Genomic DNA, 21,300 nt, shown 5'->3' with positions numbered 1-21,300 from the left:
CCGCCGTCAGCGACGTCTTGCCATGGTCGACGTGGCCAATCGTGCCGATGTTCACGTGAGGCTTGTTACGCTCGAATTTACCTTTGGCCATAATCGTTCTCCGTCTATCCTACCCGCTTGGGGGAAATTGTTATTCGCTCTTCAGATCCGGCACCGCGAAGGGACGCGATCCGGCGGCTAAGGAACCCTTACGCGTATTTCTTCTGGACTTCCTGGGCCACCGCCGTAGGGACCGGCTCGTAGTGATCGAACTGCATCGTGTAGGCCGCACGGCCCTGGCTCATCGAGCGCAGGTTGTCGACGTACTTGAACATGTTGGCGAGCGGCACCATCGCATTGATGACCACGGCCACGCCACGCGCTTCCTGACCCTGGATCTGGCCACGACGACCGTTCAGATCGCCGATGACGCTGCCGACGTAGTCTTCCGGCGTCACCACTTCGACCTTCATGATCGGCTCGAGCAGCTGCACGCCAAGCTTGGGTGCGGCCTCACGGAAACAGGCGCGGCCGGCGATTTCGAAGGCCAGAACGCTGGAGTCCACGTCGTGGTAGGCACCGTCGATCAGCGTCGCCTTGACGCCGATCATCGGGAAGCCCGCGAACGGACCCGAGGTCATGACGCTGTTGATGCCCTTTTCGACACCGGGGATGTATTCCTTCGGCACAGCGCCGCCAACGATCTTGGTTTCGAACTGGAACTCGCTGCTGTCCGGGTTCGGTTCGAAGACGATCTTGACGCGAGCGAACTGACCGGTACCGCCGGTCTGCTTCTTGTGCGTGTAATCCTGCTCGTGCCTGCGGGTGATCGTCTCGCGATAGGCCACCTGCGGAGCGCCGACATTGGCCTCGACCTTGAACTCGCGACGCATGCGGTCGACGATGATGTCCAGGTGAAGTTCGCCCATGCCGGAAATGATGGTCTGGCCGCTTTCCTCGTCGGTCTTGACACGGAAGGACGGATCCTCGGCAGCCAGGCGGTGAAGGGCGAGGCCCATCTTTTCCTGGTCGTTCTTGGTCTTCGGCTCGATGGCGATCTGGATGACCGGATCGGGGAATTCCATGCGCTCGAGAATGACCGGATGCAGCGGATCGCTCAGCGTGTCGCCGGTGGTCGTGTCCTTGAGACCGGCAAGAGCAACGATGTCGCCGGCAAAAGCCTCTTCGACGTCAGCGCGCGAGTTCGCATGCATCTGCAGCATGCGGCCGATGCGCTCTTTCTTGCCCTTCACGGTGTTGTCGACCGAGATGCCCTTGGTGAGCTTGCCCGAATAGATGCGGGCAAAGGTCAGCGAACCGACGAACGGGTCGTTCATGATCTTGAAGGCGAGCATCGACAGCGGCTCGTTGTCGTCGGCATGACGCTCGATCTCGGCGTCGGTCTTGGCATCGACGCCCTTGATGGCGGGAACATCGGCCGGCGACGGCAGATATTCGACGACGGCGTCGAGCAGCGGCTGCACGCCCTTGTTCTTGAAGGCCGAGCCACAGAACATCGGGTAGAACTTGACCGCGATGGTGCCCTTGCGGATCAGCGCACGGATCTCGTCATTCGACGGCATCTTGCCTTCGAGGTAATTCTCAAGCGCCGTCTCGTCCATTTCGACGGCGGCCTCGATCATCTTCTCGCGGTATTCTTCGGCACGAGCCTTGAGATCGTCCGGGATCTCGACGACATCCCAGGCAGCGCCCAGCGTCTCGTCGCGCCAGACCAGCGCATTCATCTCGACGAGGTCGACGACACCCTTGAACTCGGTCTCGGCGCCGATCGGCAGCTGCATGACAACGGCATGCGCGCCGAGGCGCGAACCGATCATCTCGACCGAGCGATAGAAGTCGGCACCGATCTTGTCCATCTTGTTGCAGAAGATCATGCGCGGAACGCGATACTTGTCGGCCTGGCGCCAGACGGTCTCGGTCTGCGGCTCAACGCCGGCATTGGCATCGAGCAGCGCAATGGCGCCGTCGAGAACGCGCAGCGAACGCTCAACTTCGATGGTGAAGTCGACGTGGCCGGGAGTGTCGATGATGTTGAAGCGGTGCATCTTGCCGTCACGAGCCTTCCAGAAGGTCGTGGTCGCGGCGGACGTGATGGTGATGCCGCGCTCCTGCTCCTGCTCCATCCAATCCATGGTGGCAGCGCCGTCGTGGACTTCGCCGATCTTGTGCGACTTGCCCGTGTAGTAGAGGACGCGCTCGGTGGTCGTCGTCTTGCCGGCGTCAATATGCGCCATGATACCGAAATTGCGGTAGTCTTCGATTTTGTATTCGCGGGCCATCGTAGCTGCCTCTCAGTCTCGTTCGCGCTTTACCAGCGGTAGTGCGCGAAAGCGCGGTTGGCTTCAGCCATCTTGTGGGTGTCTTCACGCTTCTTGACAGCCGTGCCGCGGTTGTTGGCCGCATCCATCAGCTCGCCGGAGAGGCGGTCGACCATCGTGGTCTCGTTGCGATTGCGGGCCGCCGCGATCAGCCAGCGAATGGCCAATGCCTGGCGGCGCTCGGGGCGCACGTCGACCGGAACCTGGTAGGTGGCGCCACCGACACGACGCGAACGCACTTCAACATGCGGCGCGACATTGTCGAGCGCCTGATGGAAGACGGTGACCGGCTCCTGCTTGGTCTTCGACTGAACCTGGTCGAGCGCGCCGTAGACGATTGTCTCGGCGACCGACTTCTTGCCGTCATACATGACGGCGTTCATGAACTTGGTGACGATCAGATCGCCGAACTTCGGGTCCGGATTGATCTCACGCTTTTCTGCACTGTGACGACGCGACATGGCTTTTGTCTCTCAATCTCATAGCCCGACGCACTCAAGAAGCGCCAAGGCCGGAAAATCTTACTTCGGACGCCCCTTACTTCGGACGCTTGGCGCCGTACTTCGAACGGCGCTGCTTGCGGTTCTTCACACCCTGCGTGTCGAGCACGCCGCGGATGATGTGGTAGCGAACGCCCGGAAGATCCTTGACGCGGCCGCCGCGGATCATGACCACGGAGTGCTCCTGAAGGTTGTGGCCTTCGCCGGGGATGTACCCGATCACTTCAAAACCATTGGTCAGGCGGATCTTGGCCACCTTGCGCAGCGCCGAGTTCGGCTTCTTCGGCGTCGTTGTATAGACGCGCGTGCAGACGCCCCGCTTCTGCGGGTTCTGCTGCATGGCCGGGACCTTGTTGCGCTTCACCGGCGCAATGCGCGGCTTGCGGATCAGCTGGTTGACGGTAGGCATTAAACCCTCTTGTCTCTCAATTCCGTGTCTCGCCCGGTCAGGGCCGCTCAAAGCGTCATTTCCATACGCAAATTCGGGCCATAAACCGCGCCTCGCGGTCTTGCCCGAACAAAAGGCAGAGGAAGCGGAAGCCGCTTCGTGCACGCCGGAAATGTCTTTTCGCTCGTAAAACGAACCCTGTTTGAGGCAAACTCCAAAGCGTGTCGCTTCGGAAGGGAGAGCCTCACATCGGTTCTGACTGGGCGGCTTCTACTCGTAAGACCGCGGACCGTCAAGCCCGGAGCACCAAATATTGCACGCCGACCAAGGCTTGGCAGCCATGCGAAAACCGCATGTAATTTTCTTTCGCATTTTTGCAAGAGCGAGGAAGAAAGTGACAAGCCTTCAGGCAAAGTGAATGGGTTTGCGCTGTTGCGCGGCCTTGCTTCATGCGAAAAGGCCGCATGAGCAGTCAAAACCCCCTCGCCCGCCCACCCGCTGCCAAGAGGAATCGGCCCGTGAACGACAACGAAGAACGCCCGGTCACCATCATCACCGGCCGGGTGTGGAAGAAAAAAGGCGGCAAACCGGAAGGCGTCCACGTCATGCTGGTTGCGCCCGACGACGATTCGGCGGTGCGCCGGGCACTCGAATCGCTTGCCGCCGAAGGGTACGCCGAGGCGGAGCTCGACCAGATCGGTGACATGGACGGCATCCCCGACGAAGAGCCGCATATCTCCGCCTTCCAGGGGGCGCTCGAAGGCGAAGTGTCGATCGTTACCTTCGACGTGCCGATCTGACCCCGACCTCCCGGTCCAGCTTTCGAATCGGCTACCGAGACGAATCGGCGACCGAGGCCTTCCCAGCCGAAAAAAGGTGTGCACTGCCGCTCGAGGAAGGCTGAGCTTGCCTGCTCGGCTTCGGCTTGCCTGGGGCAAGTGTTCTGATAAGAAACCATCACCATCATCAAACAGACGGAGCGGCCGTGTCCCAGCCCATCAAGATAGGCATCGTCGGCGTCGGCAAGATCGTCCGCGACCAGCACCTGCCGGCCCTGGCGAAAGACCAGGACTATCGCCTCATCGCGGGCGCCAGCCGTCACGGCAAGGTAGATGACATCGCGAATTTTTCTGACATCGAAGCCATGATCGACGCGGTGCCCGAACTCGAGGCCGTATCGCTCTGCATGCCGCCGCAGTTCCGCTACGACGCGGCGCGGACGGCGCTGATAGCAAAGAAACATGTCTTCCTGGAGAAGCCGCCTGGCGCCACTGTCAGCGAGGTCGAGGACCTCAAGACATTGGCCGCGCAGAACGGCGTCTCGCTGTTCGCCAGCTGGCACTCGCGCTATGCGCCGGCGGTCGAGGCCGCGCGCGCATTTCTCGACACGTCCAAGATCAAGTCGGCCGCCATCAACTGGAAGGAAGATGTGCGCCGCTGGCACCCGAACCAGGAATGGATCTGGGCGCCCGGTGGTTTTGGCGTCTTCGATCCCGGCATCAACGCGCTGTCGATTGCGACCCATATCCTGCCGGCGATGTTCATCACCTCGGCGGTGCTGGATTTTCCCGAAAACCGCGCCTCCCCGGTTGCCGCGCGCGTCGCCTTCCGCACCTCGAATGGATTGCCGGTGACGATGGATCTCGACTGGCTGCAGACCGGCCCGCAAAGCTGGGACATCCTGGCCGAGACCGACAAGGGCGCCATGGTGCTGTCGGGCGGCGGGTCGAAGCTCGCCATCGACGGCAAGGTAGTTCATGACGAGCCGGAGGCCGAGTACCCGATGCTCTACAAGCGCTTCGCCGAGATCGTGCGTGCCGGGACCTCAGATGTCGACCTCGCGCCCCTGCAGCATGTCGCCGACGCCTTCATGCTCGGCAAGCGCAACGTGGTCGAGGCGTTCTTCGATTGAACAGGGACGGCTTGGCTGTTCGCCGATCGGCCGTCACTCCACGATCGCAATGGCAAAGCCGTCATAGCCTTTGGCGCCAACGGTCTGGATGGCGGTGCCGTCCAGACGCTTCTCGCTGCCGATGAACGAGAATGCGGCGCGTGCCCCTTCGAGATTGGCGTCGCGGCCATCTTCATTCACCACGGCTCCATCGCGTATGACGTTGTCGCAGACGATGACGGTTCCGGGCCGCGACAACCGCATGGCCCAGGATAGGTAGTGCGGATTGTTCGGCTTGTCGGCATCGATGAAGATGATGTCGAATGGCCCGGCATTCTCGGCGCCAAGTGCTGCAAGCGACTGCAGCGCCGGACCGACCCGTAGTTCCACCCGCTCCAAGACGCCTGCCCGCTCGAAATTCGATCGCGCGACAGCGGCATGGTGCGGATCGAGTTCAAGCGTCACGATCTTGCCGCCGGCAGGCAGTGCGCGCGCCATCCAGATGGTCGAATAGCCGCCCAGCGTGCCGATTTCGAGAACCTTCTTGGCTCCCCGCATCCGCGCAAGAAGGGAAAGCAACTTGCCCTGCGCCGGCGACACGTCGATCGCCGGCAGGCCCTGATCGTGGTTGGCCGCCAGAACGGCATCAAGCACGGGGTCCGCCTCAAACAGGGAACCGACGATGTAGTCGTCGACTGCCGCCCAGCTTCTTTTGCTCATCGCTTTCTTCTCCGATCCAATTGGAGACCTAAACGCGAAAAGGGGCCATTCGGCCCCTTTTCCTCTTCTCTTTCCGTCCGCTTACTGCGCGGCGGTTGTCATGTCGGCCAGCATCGGCTCGGCGACTTCCACACCCGAGGCCTTGCGGCGCTCGTCGATGATCAGTTCGTCGCGCGAGGTGGCGATGCGCCGAATCTGGCTCATCGTGCCGCCGGTGCCGGCCGGGATAAGCCGGCCGACGATGACGTTTTCCTTCAGTCCCTGCAGCATGTCGGTCTTGCCGGCAACCGCGGCTTCCGTCAGCACTCGGGTCGTCTCCTGGAAGGAGGCGGCCGAGATGAAGGATGGCGTCTGCAGCGATGCCTTGGTGATGCCCAAGAGCACCGGCAGGCCTTCGGCCGGCTTCTTGCCGTCCTCGACCAGACGCTCGTTGACCTCTTCCAGTTCGATCACGTCGACATGATCGCCCGGAATGTAGGTCGAGTCGCCCTGCACCGTGATCTCGACCTTCTGCAGCATCTGGCGAACGATGACCTCGATGTGCTTGTCGTTGATCTGCACGCCCTGCAGACGATAGACTTCCTGGATCTCGTTGACGAGGTAGGAAGCAAGTGCCTCCACGCCCTTGATCGCCAGGATGTCGTGCGGCGCCGGATTGCCGTCGAGGATGTAGTCGCCCTTCTCGATGACGTCGCCGTCCTGGAGATGGAACGGCTTGCCCTTCGGGATCAGGTATTCGACCGGCTCAAGCGTCGAGTCATGCGGCTCGATGATGATGCGACGCTTGTTCTTGTAGTCGCGGCCGAAGCGGATCGTGCCGTCGATCTCGGCGATGATGGCGTGATCCTTCGGACGACGTGCCTCGAACAGTTCGGCAACACGCGGCAGACCGCCGGTGATGTCCTTGGTCTTGGCGCTTTCCATCGGAATACGCGCCAGCACGTCGCCGGGGCGAACCTGCGAGCCCGGCTCGACCGAAAGAATGGCCTCGACCGAGAGCAGGAAGCGGGCGTCGCCGCCCTTCGACAGCTTGCCGACCTTGCCCTTGGCGTCCTGGATCGCGATCGCCGGCTTCAGGTCGTTACCGCGTGGCGTCGAGCGCCAGTCGATGACCTCACGCTTGGTGATGCCGGTCGACTCGTCGGCCGTTTCCTGAACGGAAATGCCGTCGACCAGATCCTCGTACGACACCCTGCCCTCGATTTCGGTGAGGACTGGACGGGTATAGGGATCCCACTCGGCGATACGCTGGCCGCGCTTCACCTTGTCACCATCGTCCACGAAGATGCGCGAACCATAGGTGAGACGGTGCGAGGCGCGTTCCTTACCGGCTTCGTCGAGGATCAGCACCGCCATGTTGCGGCCCATGACCATCTGCTGGCCGTCGGAGTTGCGCACCACGTTGCGGTTGCGGATCTCGACCTTGCCCTCATACGAGGCTTCAAGGAACGAGCTGTCCACCACCTGCGCGGTACCGCCCATGTGGAAGGTACGCATGGTGAGCTGCGTGCCCGGCTCGCCGATCGACTGCGCCGCGATGACGCCGACGGCTTCGCCCTGGTTGACCGGGGTGCCGCGGGCCAGATCGCGACCGTAGCAGACCGCGCAGACGCCAACCCTGACTTCGCAAGTCAGTGCCGAGCGGATGCGGACCGACTGGACGCCGGCCTTTTCGATCTGTTCCACGTCACGCTCGTCCATCAGCGTTCCGGCCTTGACCAGGATCTCGCCCGACACCGGATGTGTGATGTCGTCGAGCGACGTACGGCCCAGCACGCGCTGGCCGACCGAAGCGACGACCTGACCGGCATCGACGATCGGCTGCATGGTGAGGCCCTTGTCGGTGCCGCAGTCGACGGAGTTGACGATGCAGTCCTGCGCCACGTCGACCAGACGACGGGTGAGGTAACCCGAGTTCGCCGTCTTCAAGGCGGTGTCGGCCAGACCCTTGCGGGCGCCGTGGGTCGAGTTGAAGTACTCGAGCACGGTCAGGCCTTCCTTGAAGTTCGAGATGATCGGCGTTTCGATGATTTCACCCGACGGCTTGGCCATAAGGCCGCGCATGCCGGCAAGCTGACGCATCTGGGTGGGCGAGCCACGCGCACCGGAGTGCGACATCATGTAGATCGAGTTCATCGGCTTTTGACGGCCATTGTCCTCGAACTCGACCGCCTTGATGCGGGCCATCATTTCGTCGGCGACCTTTTCCGAGCACTTGGCCCAGGCGTCGACGACCTTGTTGTACTTCTCGCCCTGCGTGATCAGACCGTCATTGTACTGCTGCTCGTATTCCTTGGCCAAAGCCTCGGTGTCGGAGACCAGCTTGATCTTGGCATCCGGGATCAGCATGTCGTCCTTGCCGAACGAAATGCCGGCACGGCAGGCATGGCTGAAGCCGAGCGCCATGATGCGATCGCAGAAAATGACCGTCTCCTTCTGACCGCAATGGCGGTAGACGGTGTCGATCATCTTGGAGATGTTCTTCTTGGTCATCTCCTGGTTGGCGGTCTCGTAAGGCACGTTGACGTTCTTCGGCAGAAGCTCGCCGATGATCATGCGGCCAGGCGTGGTGTCATGGATCTTCGACACGACCTTGCCTTCGGCGTCGACCGTACGGAAACGACCCTTGATCTTGGAGTGCAGCGTCACCGCCTTGGTCTCGAGCGCGTGCTGGAGTTCGCCCATATCGGCAAACACCATGCCTTCGCCCGGCTCGTTCTGGTTGACGATCGAGAGATAGTAGAGACCCAGAACCATGTCCTGCGACGGCACGATGATCGGCGCGCCGGAAGCCGGGTGCAGGATGTTGTTGGTCGACATCATCAGCACGCGGGCTTCAAGCTGCGCTTCCAGCGACAGCGGCACGTGAACGGCCATCTGGTCGCCGTCGAAGTCGGCGTTGAAGGCCGTGCAGACCAGCGGGTGCAGCTGGATCGCCTTGCCCTCGATCAGGATCGGCTCGAACGCCTGGATGCCGAGACGGTGCAGCGTCGGCGCACGGTTCAGCAGCACCGGATGCTCGCGGATGACCTCGTCGAGGATATCCCAGACTTCCGGACGCTCCTTTTCGACCAGCTTCTTCGCCTGCTTGACGGTCGAGGAGTAACCCTTGGCGTCGAGACGGGCGTAGATGAAGGGCTTGAACAGTTCGAGCGCCATCTTCTTGGGCAGGCCGCACTGGTGCAGCTTGAGCTCCGGACCGGTCACGATGACCGAGCGGCCGGAATAGTCGACGCGCTTGCCGAGCAGGTTCTGACGGAACCGGCCCTGCTTGCCCTTGAGCATGTCGGACAGCGACTTCAGCGGACGCTTGTTGGCGCCGGTGATGACGCGGCCGCGGCGGCCGTTGTCGAACAGCGCATCGACGGCTTCCTGCAGCATGCGCTTTTCATTGCGCACGATGATGCCGGGAGCGCGCAGCTCGATCAGCCGCTTCAGACGGTTGTTGCGGTTGATGACGCGGCGATAGAGGTCGTTCAGATCCGACGTGGCGAAGCGGCCGCCGTCCAGCGGGACGAGCGGGCGCAAGTCCGGCGGGATCACCGGAACCACCTTCATGATCATCCATTCCGGACGGTTGCCGGATTCCATGAAGTTCTCGACGACCTTGAGCCGCTTCAGATACTTCTTCTGCTTCAGCTCGGAGGTGGTCGAAGCCAGTTCCGAACGCAGGTCGCCGGCGATCTTCTCCAGGTCCATGCCGGCCAGAAGGTCGTGAATGGCCTCGGCGCCGATCATGGCGGTGAACGAATCCTCGCCATACTCGTCGACGGCGATCATGTACTCTTCCTCGCTGAGCAGCTGGTGCTCCTTCAGCGCGGTGAGGCCAGGTTCGGTGACGATGTAGTTCTCGAAGTAGAGGACGCGCTCGATGTCCTTCAGGGTCATGTCGAGCAGCGTGCCGATGCGCGACGGCAGCGACTTCAGGAACCAGATATGGGCGACCGGTGCCGCCAGCTCGATATGGCCCATGCGCTCGCGGCGAACGCGCGACAGCGTGACTTCAACGCCGCACTTCTCGCAGATGACGCCCTTGTACTTCATGCGCTTGTACTTGCCGCACAGGCACTCATAGTCCTTGATCGGGCCAAAAATGCGCGCGCAGAACAGACCGTCACGCTCCGGCTTGAAGGTGCGGTAGTTGATGGTCTCCGGCTTCTTGATCTCGCCGAAAGACCAGGACAGAATCTTCTCAGGGCTGGCAAGCGATATCCGGATGGAATCGAACACCTGCGCAGGCGCCTGCGGATTGAAGAGATTCATGACCTCTTGGTTCATGCCGTTCTCCTTTTCGGGATCCTCGAAGACCCCTTGCATCTAGTCGCGAGCCAAACGCCCGCCGTCGTGTGTCGGCCACCGGCCGAAGAATTTGGTGCGCTCGGTCGCGATTTCCGCGACCGAGCGTCTTGTTTACTCGGCCGCGTCGGGCAGCCGGACAGGGTTGTCGTCGAGCTTGGTGTTCTCCAGCTCGACATTGAGGCCGAGAGACCGCATTTCCTTGACGAGAACGTTGAAGCTCTCGGGGATGCCGGCCTCGAAGGTGTCGTCGCCACGGACGATCGCCTCGTAGACCTTGGTACGGCCGGCGACGTCGTCGGACTTCACCGTCAGCATTTCCTGCAGCGTGTAGGCGGCGCCGTATGCTTCGAGCGCCCAGACTTCCATCTCGCCGAAGCGCTGGCCACCGAACTGCGCCTTGCCGCCCAGCGGCTGCTGCGTGACGAGCGAGTACGGACCGATCGAACGCGCGTGGATCTTGTCGTCCACGAGATGGTGAAGCTTGAGCATATATATGTAGCCCATCGTCACCTTGCGATCGAACGGCTCGCCCGTGCGTCCGTCATAGAGCTGCGACTGACCGCTGGTGTGCAGGCCCGCCTGCTCCAGCATGATGTTGATGTCAGCCTCATGCGCGCCGTCGAACACCGGGGTCGCGATCGAGACGCCGCGGCGCATCTGCTCGCTGAGGCGAACGATGCTCTCGTCGTCATAGTCACGAACCGGCTCGTTGCGGTCGTTGGCCGGGATGAAGCTCTCGAGCGTCTTGCGCAGCGGCTTGATGTCGCCGGCTGCCTTGTACGTGTCGATCAGCTCGCCGATCTTCCTGCCCATGCCCGCGCATGCCCAGCCCAGATGCGTTTCCAGGATCTGGCCGACATTCATGCGGCTCGGCACACCCAGCGGGTTGAGCACGATATCGGCATGCGTGCCGTCCTCGAGGAAAGGCATGTCCTCGACCGGAACGATCCGCGACACGACACCCTTGTTGCCGTGACGGCCGGCCATCTTGTCGCCGGGCTGCATCTTGCGCTTCACGGCCACGAAGACCTTGACCATCTTCATGACGCCCGGAGGCATTTCGTCGCCGCGCTGGACCTTCTCGACCTTGTCCATGAAACGCTGTTCGAGCGCCTTCTTGGAATCGTCGTACTGGCCACGCAGGGCTTCGAGTTCGCTCTGGAGCTTTTCGTTCTCCACGGCAAACTGCCACCACTGCGAACGCGGATACTCGTCGAGCATATCCTTGGACAGCGTCGAGCCCTTCTTGAAGCCCTTCGGTCCAGCGATCGCTTCCTTGCCGACGAGCACGTCGGAAAGACGCGCATAGACGTTACGGTCCAGGATGGCCTGCTCGTCGTCGCGGTCCTTGGCGAGGCGTTCGATCTCCTCGCGCTCGATCGCCATGGCGCGCTCGTCCTTCTCCACACCGTGGCGATTGAAGACGCGCACCTCGACGACGGTGCCGAAAGTGCCAGGAGGCATGCGCATCGAGGTGTCGCGCACATCGGATGCCTTTTCGCCGAAGATGGCGCGCAGAAGCTTCTCTTCCGGCGTCATCGGGCTTTCGCCCTTCGGCGTGATCTTGCCGACCAGGATGTCGCCCGGCTGAACTTCGGCACCGATATAGACGATGCCGGCTTCGTCGAGGTTCTTCAGCGCTTCTTCCGAGACGTTTGGAATATCGCGCGTGATTTCCTCCGGCCCGAGCTTGGTATCGCGCGCCATGACCTCGAACTCCTCGATGTGGATCGAGGTGAAGACGTCATCGGCGACGATGCGTTCGGACAGGAGGATCGAGTCCTCGTAGTTGTAGCCATTCCACGGCATGAACGCGACCAGCACGTTGCGGCCGAGCGCCAGATCACCGAGCTCGGTCGACGGACCGTCGGCGATGATGTCGCCCTTGTTGACGAGGTCACCCATGCGAACCAGCGGACGCTGGTTGATGCAGGTGTTCTGGTTCGAACGCTGGAACTTCATCAGCCGGTAGATGTCGACGCCGGACTTGCCCGGATCGAGATCTTCGGTAGCGCGGATAACGATACGCGTCGCATCCACCTGGTCGACGATGCCGCCGCGGCGGGCGCCGATGGCAGCGCCCGAGTCACGGGCAACGATCGGCTCCATGCCGGTGCCGACGAACGGCGCCTCGGCGCGCACCAGCGGCACGGCCTGACGCTGCATGTTCGAGCCCATCAGAGCGCGGTTGGCGTCGTCGTTTTCCAGGAACGGGATCAGGGCCGCGGCCACCGACACCATCTGCTTGGGCGACACGTCCATCAGATCGACGTTTTCGCGCGGCGCCATCATCACTTCGCCGGCACTGCGGCAAATGACGAATTCGTCGACGAAACCACCGTTCTTGTCGAGCTCGGCGTTGGCCTGCGCGACATGGTGCTTGGCCTCTTCCATCGCCGAGAGATAGACGACGTCATTGGTCAGCTTGCCGTCGACGATCTTGCGGTACGGGCTCTCGATGAAGCCGTACTTGTTGACGCGTGCGAAGGTGGCCAGCGAGTTGATCAGACCGATATTCGGGCCTTCCGGCGTCTCGATCGGGCAGATGCGGCCGTAATGCGTCGGGTGCACGTCGCGCACTTCGAAGCCGGCGCGCTCGCGGGTCAGACCGCCCGGTCCAAGCGCCGAGAGGCGGCGCTTGTGGGTGATCTCCGACAGCGGGTTGGTCTGGTCCATGAACTGCGACAGCTGCGAGGAACCGAAGAACTCGCGCACGGCGGCAGCCGCCGGCTTGGCGTTGATCAGGTCCTGCGGCATGACCGTGTCGATCTCGATCGAGGACATACGCTCCTTGATCGCGCGCTCCATGCGCAGCAGGCCGACGCGGTACTGGTTTTCCATCAGCTCGCCGACCGAACGCACGCGGCGGTTGCCGAGATTGTCGATGTCGTCGATCTCGCCCTTGCCATCGCGCAGTTCAACCAGCGTCCTGACCACGGCCAGGATGTCGTCCTTGCGCAGCACGCGCACGGTGTCCTCAGCCTTGAGCTCGAGGCGCATGTTCATCTTGACGCGGCCGACGGCTGACAGATCGTAGCGCTCACTGTCGAAGAACAGCGAGTTGAACATGGCTTCGGCGGTTTCGAGCGTCGGCGGCTCGCCGGGGCGCATGACACGATAGATGTCGAACAGCGCGTCCTGGCGGCTCTCGTTCTTGTCGACGTTGAGCGTGTTGCGGATATAGGCGCCGACATTGACGTGGTCGATGTCGAGAACCTTGATCTCGTCTTCGCCGGTGCCGAGCAGAACCTTCAGCGTCTTCTCGTCGATCTCGTCCCCGGCTTCGAGGAATATCTCGCCGGTGGCGTAGTTGACGATGTCCTCGGCCAGGTAGTTGCCGAGCAGATCCTCGTCGGTCGCCTTGATCGCCTTCAGACCCTTTTCGCCAAGCGCCCGAGCCTGACGTGCCGTGATCTTCTTGCCGGCTTCGACGACGACTTCGCCGGTATCGGCATCGACCAGGTCGCCGACGGCCTTGAGGCCGCGGAAACGCTCCACGTTGAACGGAATGCGCCAATGGTCGCCGGCGCGCTTGTAGGTGATCTTGTTGTAGAAGGTCGACAGGATCTCTTCGCCGTCCATGCCGAGCGCCATCAGCAGCGACGTCACCGGAATCTTGCGGCGGCGATCGATGCGGGCGTGCACGACGTCCTTGGAATCGAACTCGATATCGAGCCACGAACCGCGATAGGGGATGACGCGCGCGGCAAACAGAAGCTTGCCCGACGAGTGCGACTTGCCCTTGTCATGGTCGAAGAAGACGCCCGGCGAGCGGTGCATCTGCGAGACGATGACGCGCTCGGTGCCGTTGACGATGAAGGTGCCATTCAGCGTCATGAGCGGCATGTCGCCCATGTAGACGTCCTGCTCCTTGATGTCCTTGATGGACTTGGCGCCGGTATCCTCGTCGATATCGAACACGATGAGGCGCAGCGTCACCTTGAGCGGCGCGGCATAGGTCAGGTCGCGCTGACGGCATTCGTCAACGTCGAATTTCGGTCCTTCGAACTCATACTTCACGAACTCCAGCATCGAGGAGCCGGAAAAATCGGAGATCGGGAAGACCGACTTGAAAACAGCCTGCAGTCCCTCGTCCGGACGCCCACCCTTGGGCTCCGCCACCATCAGGAACTGGTCATAGGATGCCTTCTGAACCTCGATCAGGTTCGGCATCTCCGCAACTTCCGGAATCTTTCCGAAGAACTTGCGTACGCGTCTGCGGCCATTGAAAGTCTGGGTCTGGGCCATCGTCGCTCCTTAGCTCTAAACTCGGGACGAGCCTCGCCGCGGCTCGCCTTGCATGCTGGGCCACCTTGGCGGCAACCCTCTGTCTGTTTTCCCGGCGCCTGTCGGCGGCCGGCTAGAACGGGAGAAAACCCGTTTCCTGAAGGCCGGTTTTCGGCCCTCAGGAAAGAGGTTCTCGTAGATCTCGCGTTACGCGCACTCCCTTCGGGCGAAGGGAGTGGCGGACGGCGCGAGGCCGCCCGCCGCTTTTACGCTTACTTCAGTTCGACCTTGGCGCCGGCTGCTTCCAGCTGGGCCTTGAACTTGTCAGCGTCGGCCTTGGAAACGGCTTCCTTGACCGGCTTCGGAGCCGCTTCGACCAGGTCCTTGGCTTCCTTGAGGCCAAGACCGGTGATGGCGCGGACTTCCTTGATGACGTTGATCTTCTGAGCGCCTGCCTCGGTGAGGACGACGTCGAATTCCGTCTTTTCCTCGACCGGAGCAGCAGCGGCCGCACCACCGCCAGCGGCGGCAACAGCCACCGGAGCAGCGGCGGAAACGCCCCACTTTTCTTCCAGAAGCTTCGACAGCTCAGCCGCCTCGAGGACGGTCAGCTTCGAAAGGTCGTCTACGATCTTTGCGAGATCAGCCATTGTTGTGTTCCTTCATAAGGTTCGAACGTGTGTTTGTGATAGCGAGGAACGGCCTCATGCCGCCTCGTCCTTCCGGGCGTAAGCGCCGATGACGCGCGCGACCGAAGCCGCTGGCGCATTGACGATCTGGGCGATCCGGGTTGCCGGCGTGGCGATCATGCCAACCAGCCTGGCGCGCAGCTCATCGAGCGACGGAAGTGTGGCGAGTGCCTTCACACCGTCGGCATTGAGCGAGGTGGTGCCCATTGCGCCACCGAGAATGACGAGCTTGTCATTTCCCTTGGCGAAATCGGACGCGACCTTCGGCGCCGCAATCGGATCCTCCGAATAAGCAATCAGCGTCTGTCCCTTGAACAGCTCGATGATCGATGCGGAGTCCGTGCCCTGAAGAGCGATTTTGGCGAGACGGTTCTTCGCGACTTTGACGGTGCCACCGGCGGCGCGCATTTTCGACCGAAGGTCGTTCATTTGCGCGACGGTGATACCGGCGTAGTGGGCCACGACCACTGAACCTGCGTTCGAGAACGCACCGTTCAGGCCCGTGACGAGTTCGCGTTTTTCCGCTCTGTCCACTGCCTATCTCCAGTTGACCCCAATCCTGTTAACGGGAACATCCCATTGACGAGGACAGGCGTCGGGTTGCCTTTTGTCGGCCGGGCCATCCAGTAACGGATCTCCCGAACGACGCTCGAGGATCCTGCCCCCTTTCGCCACATCGACAGTCAAGCCGGCGATGCGCAGACAAAAGGCAAACACGGTTCGAACCTTTCATTGGAGCAATCGCTCCGTTGTCCGGTCTTCACCCGTCTCATGCAGGCCCAAATCGAATTAAGGCTTCTGGGCCGCCTGCAATCTCGGACAGGATGTCCGGAAGCCTTTCGACTTCCGGCACCGGGCCACCAACTAGGTCGGAGGCCCGGAATTCACTTGCGGATCAGCCGCTTAGCGGCCGATCCAAATGTTCGTATCAGGACGCGTTGAGCGTCGCGACGTCGAGCTTGAGGCCCGGGCCCATCGTCGAGGTGACCGACACCTTCTTGACGTAGTTGCCCTTGGCGCCAGTCGGCTTTGCCTTGGTCACCGCATCGGCGAAGGCGCGGATGTTCTCTTCCAGCGCCTTGACGTCGAACGAGACCTTGCCGACGCCGGCATGGACGATGCCAGCCTTCTCGACACGGAACTCGACGGCGCCGCCCTTGGATGCCTTGACGGCGGCGGCAACGTCGGTGGTGACGGTGCCGACCTTCGGGTTCGGCATCATTCCGCGCGGGCCGAGCACTTTGCCCAGACGACCGACCAGCGGCATCATGTCCGGCGTGGCGATGCAGCGATCGAAATCGATCGTGCCCTTCTGGACGATGTCGACCAGATCCTCGGCACCAACGATGTCGGCGCCGGCGGCGCGCGCTTCGTCGGCCTTGTCGCCACGGGCGAACACGGCGACACGCACCGATCGGCCGGTGCCGTTCGGCAGGTTGACCACGCCGCGGACCATCTGGTCGGCATGGCGCGGGTCGACGCCGAGATTCATGGCGACTTCGATGGTCTCATCGAACTTCACCGAGGAACGGTCCTTGAGCAGCTTCAGCGCATCACCCAGGGCATAAGCCTTGTTGGGATCGATGCCTTCGCGGGTCTTCGATACACGCTTTGCAATCTTTGCCATGATCTTAGCCCACCACTTCCAGACCCATCGAGCGGGCGGAGCCCTCGACCATGCGCATGGCCGCTTCGACGTCGTTTGCGTTCAGGTCTTTCATCTTCGCGGTGGCAATCTCGCGGACCTTGTCACGCGAAACCGTACCGGCCTTGACCTTGCCCGGCTCCTTGGAACCGGACGTCAGGTTCGCTGCCTTCTTCAGGAAGTAGCTCACCGGCGCCGTCTTCATGACGAAGGTGAAGGACTTGTCCTGATAGTAGGTGATGACGACCGGAACCGGCGATCCCTTTTCCATTTCCTGGGTCTGCGCGTTGAACGCCTTGCAGAACTCCATGATGTTGATGCCACGCTGACCAAGCGCCGGGCCGATCGGGGGAGACGGCGTAGCCGATCCCGCTTTCACCTGGAGCTTGAGCTGGCCTGCAATTTTCTTAGCCATCTCTTTTCCTGCCTTTGTCTATGCCGGTCATGCCGGCGGTTGCAGTCTGGTGGTGCGATCCATGCGGCCGGCTAAAGCCGCATTCGTCTCCCACCGTTCTCAGGCCGCGCTTCCGCGCCGCCTCCCCTGATCGCCAAACCGGCGTCAGGGATTTCGGATCAGCCCTTTTCGACCTGTCCGAATTCCAGATCGACCGGCACGGCGCGCCCGAAGATCGAAACTTCCACCTTGAGCCGCGCCCGCTCCTCGTCCACTTCCTGGACGAAACCGTTGAACGACGCGAAGGGACCATCCGAAACGCGGATCGCTTCGCCGATCTCGAACGTGACCGAGGGCTTGGGCCGCTCGACGCCTTCCTGCACCTGGTTCAGGATGCGCTGCGCTTCCGCCTCGGTGATCGGCACCGGCTTGGAGTCACCCAGGAAGCCGGTGACCTTCGGTGTGTTCTTGACCAGCGAGAACACAGCGTCGGTCAAATTCGCCTTCAGCAGCACATAGCCCGGGAAGAACTTGCGCTCGGCATCGACCTTGCGGCCGCGGCGAACTTCGACGACCTTCTCGGTCGGAACCACGATCTGGTGGATGTCGGCGGACAGGCCCTTCTGCTTGGCCTTGTTCTCGATATCCTCGGCGACCTTCTTTTCAAAGTTCGAATAGGCGTGGACGATGTACCAGCGCGCGGTCATTTCAAGACTTCTCCGTAATCGCCGGACTTAGCGTCCGATGCCCAGAATCTGTTCGACCGCAAGGCCCATGAGCTGATCGGCGGTGAAGAAAAAGATCATCGCGATCACTGCGAAGGCCAGAACCATCACCGTCGAGATCATCGTTTCGCGCCGCGACGGCCAAGTCACCTTGGCGGTCTCCGCGCGGACCTGCTGGAGAAAGACGAAAGGATTTGTGGTTTTCGAAGCCATATGCCGCTCTGTCTTCAAGACCCGTTGGCCGGGTCTCCTGGATGATCCCGCTGGCCGGGACGTACCGCCTGAGCGAATTTCGCGCCGAATCAGCGCAATCATTTCGCCCATGCAAATCAGACGCGTAAAGCCGGTTTCCCAGCTCCACGCGTCGCGTGTCTGTTTCGTCTACATAAAACCGATTCTTGATCCACGCAAGTGGCAAGTCTCCGCTTTATGACCAAACACCGCCTCGGAACCATCCAGTCGTTCCGTCCCGGCTATGGCGCTCTTATGCCCCAATCGGGCTAATATGGCAAGCGGGTCGCCGATTTTCAAAGGGCAGACCGCAGAAATGTCGCTGATGGCCACACGAAACAATTCCGAAAGCCTAAGCAAAGCGGCTTGGGCGGAACTTGGCAAGCAGCGGGTGCTCTCTTCCGGTGGCGATCTCGTCGGCAATGAGTTCACCGGCGATCAGGCCAAGCGTCGCGCCGCTGTGGCTGAAGGCGACGTAGTATCCCTGGATATCTTTCAACAAGCCGAAGACCGGCTCGCCGTCGCCCGGAATCGGCTTGGGGCCGACACCATAACTCTCCAATTCCAGCTTTGGATGTCCCTCGAGGACCTTCGCGGCTTGTTCAAGAAGTCCATCAATCGTCGAGCCCTTCACCCCATAGGTGCCGTCTGCATTGATGATTACCTCTTCTTCCGACCAGGCGGAATCGAGCGCGAGGGCTCCGTCCGGCGTCGGGCGGATGGCGACGCGCGGCGTGTTGAGCACGGCCCGAAGAGCCAAATCGACCGGCTTGGTCCTGACCAGCAGCGCGATCGGCGTCCCATCCTCGATATGGTGGCCTGTGGCCGCAACCATTCGCGGCACATCACTGCCGGTCGCCAGGAGGACTGCATCGGCAGGAAAGTCGATGCCGCTGGTCGTGGTGGCGCCAGTGGCACGACCATCGACAACCGTGACCGTGGCCCTGCCGGCATCGGTGACCAGTCGCCCGCCGCGCTCCACGAACTCCGCAATTAATGCATCGATCAGCGATGGCAGGTCGACCCAGCCTTCCCCTGGGTTGAAAATGGCTCCCTGCGGCGTGACGGCGCCTGCGGCAACGCCTGGTGTGACCGCCGTTATGGCGGCCGCGGTCAGGTGCTGTGCGTCATAGCCGAGATCCTTTTCATGGGCGAAGACATCAGCAATCTGGTTCGAGGCGTCGTCCGCATCCCATGTCAGGCCGCCATCGAAACGCAGCCACGCAGCATCCGGATATCTCGCCGACAACGTCCGGTAGCGGTCGATACCGATCATGCGCAAGCGATGATACTCAGCCGACCGCTTGCGCGCTGAATTGAGCCAGGAGAGCGAGCGGCCCGACGCCCCCTTGGCAAGCGGTCCATCGTTGACGAGGATCGTTTCGATGCCAAGCCGCGCGAGATGAACGGCTGTGGAGACACCGAAAATGCCGCCTCCGACAACGACGACCTTCGAGACCGGATGCGATGTAACCATGAGATGTTCTTTCACTGTGTAGAGAGTGGATTGAGCGACCGAAGGCGTTCCACGCATATCGGCCAGATGGCGATGCGGATCACAGCACTTCGGCGAGGAAGTGCTTCAAGCGCGCGCTTTTGGGAGTGTCGAAGATCGCAGCGGGCGTGCCGGCCTCGATGACACGGCCCTCATCCATGAAGATGACCTGATCGGCGACCTTGCGGGCAAAACCCATTTCATGGGTCACCACGACCATTGTCATGCCACGTCGGCCGAGGTCAGCCATCAGGTTGAGAACGCCCTTCACCAGTTCCGGATCGAGAGCGCTCGTCACCTCGTCGAACAGGATCACCTCAGGGTCCATTGCCAGTGCACGGGCGATTGCCACCCGCTGCTGCTGGCCACCGGAAAGACTGCCGGGACGATGGTGTTTGCGTGCGGCAAGGCCAACATCGGCGAGGCGCGCCTCGGCGATGCGCTCGGCTTCCCGCACCGGAAGGCCCTTGACCTTGGTCAGCGACAGCATGACGTTTTCCAGGGCTGTGTGGTCGGGAAACAGGTTGAACTGCTGGAACACCATGCCGACACGCCGGCGCAGCTTTTCGGGCTTCATCGCCAGGATGCTCGCGCCATCGAGCAGCACGTCACCGCCCTTGGGCTCGACCAAGCGGTTAAGGCAGCGCAGCAAGGTCGACTTGCCCGACCCTGACGGACCGATGACGCAGGTGACCGTGCCCGGCTTGACCGTCAGGCTGACGCCCTTCAGGACATCGAGATCGCCATAGGCCATGTCGAGATTGGTGACGGCGAGACTACCACCCTTGAAGCGTGAAAGCGCCGAGCTGTCTTCAGGGCTGGCCTCGGAGAGCGGGCTGCCGACGGCGCTCTCCAGTTCGCTCACCTCGGCAAGGCCGCTGGTGACGAGGCCTGCCTTTTGCTTTCCGACCCGCAGCGAGTTGTCGATGTAATTAACCACGTGGGTCAACGGCACGGTGATCACGAGATAGAACACGCCGGCCAGCAGCAATGGCGACAGGTTTCCGGTGACCACCGCCTGGTCCTGACCGACGCGGAAAATCTCGCGCTCCGATGCGAGCAGACCGAGGAAGTAGACGAGGCTCGAATCCTTGACGTTGCCGATGAACTGGTTGACCAGCGCCGGCAGGACGCGGCGGATGCCCTGCGGGATGACGATCAGGCGCATGCCCTGCCCGTAGCTCATGCTGAGCGCCCGGCAGGCTTCCATTTGCCCGCGCTCGACGCTCTGGATGCCCGAGCGGAAGATTTCGCCGATATAGGCGCCGGCGATCAGGCTGAGGGCCAGAATGCCGAGCGGAAAGGGCGAAGGCCCAAAGATTTCACGGCCGATGCGCGCAAAGCCCTGGCCGATCAGAAGGATCGTGACGATCGCCGGAAGGCCACGGAAAATGTCCGTGTAGACCCGGGCCGGAATGCGCAGCCAGCGCGATTGCGAGATGCCCATGACTGCCAGGATCATGCCGAGCACGACACCCAGCACCGTGGATGCGGCCGCGAGGATCAAGGTGTTCTTCAATCCGATGGTGATCATGCTTGGCAGCACGTCCGCCATGGCTTGCCAGTCAAGGAAACTGCGCCGCAAGTTTTCAAGCCAGTTCATTCGGCCCCCTTTCGGTTGCGCTGTCCGCATCGTCCGACATCAAACGCGGCAGCGCGTGGTCCGGGGGCCCCCCCGCCAAACGCCGCGGCCGGGGCGGGTTAGAATTGGTGTTTGTGGATTATGAGGGGGTGCGCCGGGCGCATCAACGACGGCAATAAAAAAAAAATACCCAACC

General features: G+C 61.9%; 17 protein-coding genes. 2 read left to right on the top strand and 15 right to left on the bottom strand.

What is annotated here, in order from left to right:
- From NKI99_RS32460 to rpsL, 4 genes are all read right to left on the bottom strand, one after another.
- Window positions 1-91 (bottom strand): GTP-binding protein (locus tag NKI99_RS32460; RefSeq protein ID WP_032908143.1); only part of this gene is annotated, 91 nt, incomplete at its 3' end.
- A 97-nt stretch (window positions 92-188) separates the two neighbouring features.
- Window positions 189-2,279 (bottom strand): elongation factor G, encoded by a 2,091-nt coding sequence (gene fusA / locus NKI99_RS32455; protein WP_352613513.1) that lies wholly within the window; start codon window positions 2,277-2,279, stop codon window positions 189-191.
- Between the two features lie 29 nt (window positions 2,280-2,308).
- A complete protein-coding gene (gene rpsG / locus NKI99_RS32450; RefSeq protein ID WP_008875664.1) occupies window positions 2,309-2,779 on the bottom strand; it encodes a 30S ribosomal protein S7 in 471 nt (156 codons plus the stop codon).
- A gap of 76 nt (window positions 2,780-2,855) precedes the next feature.
- Window positions 2,856-3,227 carry a 30S ribosomal protein S12 gene (rpsL, locus tag NKI99_RS32445; protein WP_006333356.1) on the bottom strand — a complete coding sequence of 124 codons (372 nt, stop codon included), beginning with the start codon at window positions 3,225-3,227 and terminating at the stop codon, window positions 2,856-2,858.
- Between the two features lie 497 nt (window positions 3,228-3,724).
- On the opposite strand from rpsL, the gene NKI99_RS32440 reads away from it, so the two are divergent.
- Window positions 3,725-4,006, top strand: coding sequence for a transcriptional regulator (locus NKI99_RS32440; RefSeq protein WP_013531420.1), 282 nt, complete (start codon window positions 3,725-3,727; stop codon window positions 4,004-4,006).
- Between the two features lie 185 nt (window positions 4,007-4,191).
- Entirely contained in the window at window positions 4,192-5,118 is a 927-nt protein-coding gene (locus tag NKI99_RS32435) for a Gfo/Idh/MocA family protein (RefSeq protein WP_352613511.1), read from the top strand.
- Window positions 5,119-5,151: 33 nt separating this feature from the next.
- On the opposite strand, the gene NKI99_RS32430 is transcribed toward NKI99_RS32435, so the two are convergent.
- The 11 genes from NKI99_RS32430 to NKI99_RS32380 form a co-directional block, all read right to left on the bottom strand.
- On the bottom strand, window positions 5,152-5,817 hold the full coding sequence (locus NKI99_RS32430; protein WP_352613509.1) for an O-methyltransferase: 666 nt from the start codon (window positions 5,815-5,817) through the stop codon (window positions 5,152-5,154).
- 81 nt (window positions 5,818-5,898) lie between these two features.
- Entirely contained in the window at window positions 5,899-10,095 is a 4,197-nt protein-coding gene (gene rpoC, locus NKI99_RS32425; RefSeq protein WP_023814289.1) for a DNA-directed RNA polymerase subunit beta', read from the bottom strand.
- A 132-nt stretch (window positions 10,096-10,227) separates the two neighbouring features.
- Window positions 10,228-14,364 carry a DNA-directed RNA polymerase subunit beta gene (gene rpoB, locus NKI99_RS32420; protein ID WP_352613507.1) on the bottom strand — a complete coding sequence of 1,379 codons (4,137 nt, stop codon included), beginning with the start codon at window positions 14,362-14,364 and terminating at the stop codon, window positions 10,228-10,230.
- 251 nt (window positions 14,365-14,615) lie between these two features.
- Window positions 14,616-14,993 carry a 50S ribosomal protein L7/L12 gene (gene rplL / locus NKI99_RS32415; protein ID WP_027038853.1) on the bottom strand — a complete coding sequence of 126 codons (378 nt, stop codon included), beginning with the start codon at window positions 14,991-14,993 and terminating at the stop codon, window positions 14,616-14,618.
- 54 nt (window positions 14,994-15,047) lie between these two features.
- On the bottom strand, window positions 15,048-15,566 hold the full coding sequence (rplJ, locus tag NKI99_RS32410; RefSeq protein WP_013531412.1) for a 50S ribosomal protein L10: 519 nt from the start codon (window positions 15,564-15,566) through the stop codon (window positions 15,048-15,050).
- Window positions 15,567-15,960: 394 nt separating this feature from the next.
- Complete coding sequence (gene rplA / locus NKI99_RS32405; protein WP_013531411.1) at window positions 15,961-16,659, bottom strand: 50S ribosomal protein L1; 699 nt, start codon at window positions 16,657-16,659, stop codon at window positions 15,961-15,963.
- Between the two features lie 4 nt (window positions 16,660-16,663).
- Entirely contained in the window at window positions 16,664-17,092 is a 429-nt protein-coding gene (rplK, locus tag NKI99_RS32400; RefSeq protein ID WP_013531410.1) for a 50S ribosomal protein L11, read from the bottom strand.
- A gap of 158 nt (window positions 17,093-17,250) precedes the next feature.
- Complete coding sequence (nusG, locus tag NKI99_RS32395; RefSeq protein WP_013531409.1) at window positions 17,251-17,778, bottom strand: transcription termination/antitermination protein NusG; 528 nt, start codon at window positions 17,776-17,778, stop codon at window positions 17,251-17,253.
- Window positions 17,779-17,805: 27 nt separating this feature from the next.
- On the bottom strand, window positions 17,806-18,009 hold the full coding sequence (gene secE, locus NKI99_RS32390; RefSeq protein WP_013531408.1) for a preprotein translocase subunit SecE: 204 nt from the start codon (window positions 18,007-18,009) through the stop codon (window positions 17,806-17,808).
- Window positions 18,010-18,379: 370 nt separating this feature from the next.
- Entirely contained in the window at window positions 18,380-19,504 is a 1,125-nt protein-coding gene (locus NKI99_RS32385) for an NAD(P)/FAD-dependent oxidoreductase (protein ID WP_352613505.1), read from the bottom strand.
- A gap of 79 nt (window positions 19,505-19,583) precedes the next feature.
- Window positions 19,584-21,125 carry an amino acid ABC transporter permease/ATP-binding protein gene (locus NKI99_RS32380; protein ID WP_023814286.1) on the bottom strand — a complete coding sequence of 514 codons (1,542 nt, stop codon included), beginning with the start codon at window positions 21,123-21,125 and terminating at the stop codon, window positions 19,584-19,586.
- Between the last annotated feature and the right edge of the window lie 175 nt (window positions 21,126-21,300).

The organism is Mesorhizobium sp. M0239 (assembly GCF_040321815.1).
GTDB lineage: Bacteria > Pseudomonadota > Alphaproteobacteria > Rhizobiales > Rhizobiaceae > Mesorhizobium.
The sequence above is the reverse complement of the archived record's forward strand: the minus strand, read 5'-3'. Positions and strand labels throughout refer to the sequence as shown.

What these genes read in the sequence shown, in the direction of transcription:
- rplL (WP_027038853.1), bottom strand. Translation starts at nt 14,993, where the DNA reads ATGGCTGATCTCGCAAAGATCGTAGACGACCTTTCGAAGCTGACCGTC.
- fusA (WP_352613513.1), bottom strand. Translation starts at nt 2,279, where the DNA reads ATGGCCCGCGAATACAAAATCGAAGACTACCGCAATTTCGGTATCATG.
- NKI99_RS32385 (WP_352613505.1), bottom strand. Translation starts at nt 19,504, where the DNA reads ATGGTTACATCGCATCCGGTCTCGAAGGTCGTCGTTGTCGGAGGCGGC.
- secE (WP_013531408.1), bottom strand. Translation starts at nt 18,009, where the DNA reads ATGGCTTCGAAAACCACAAATCCTTTCGTCTTTCTCCAGCAGGTCCGC.
- rpoC (WP_023814289.1), bottom strand. Translation starts at nt 10,095, where the DNA reads ATGAACCAAGAGGTCATGAATCTCTTCAATCCGCAGGCGCCTGCGCAG.
- rpsG (WP_008875664.1), bottom strand. Translation starts at nt 2,779, where the DNA reads ATGTCGCGTCGTCACAGTGCAGAAAAGCGTGAGATCAATCCGGACCCG.
- NKI99_RS32380 (WP_023814286.1), bottom strand. Translation starts at nt 21,125, where the DNA reads ATGAACTGGCTTGAAAACTTGCGGCGCAGTTTCCTTGACTGGCAAGCC.
- NKI99_RS32430 (WP_352613509.1), bottom strand. Translation starts at nt 5,817, where the DNA reads ATGAGCAAAAGAAGCTGGGCGGCAGTCGACGACTACATCGTCGGTTCC.
- nusG (WP_013531409.1), bottom strand. Translation starts at nt 17,778, where the DNA reads ATGACCGCGCGCTGGTACATCGTCCACGCCTATTCGAACTTTGAAAAG.
- rplK (WP_013531410.1), bottom strand. Translation starts at nt 17,092, where the DNA reads ATGGCTAAGAAAATTGCAGGCCAGCTCAAGCTCCAGGTGAAAGCGGGA.
- rpoB (WP_352613507.1), bottom strand. Translation starts at nt 14,364, where the DNA reads ATGGCCCAGACCCAGACTTTCAATGGCCGCAGACGCGTACGCAAGTTC.
- rpsL (WP_006333356.1), bottom strand. Translation starts at nt 3,227, where the DNA reads ATGCCTACCGTCAACCAGCTGATCCGCAAGCCGCGCATTGCGCCGGTG.
- rplA (WP_013531411.1), bottom strand. Translation starts at nt 16,659, where the DNA reads ATGGCAAAGATTGCAAAGCGTGTATCGAAGACCCGCGAAGGCATCGAT.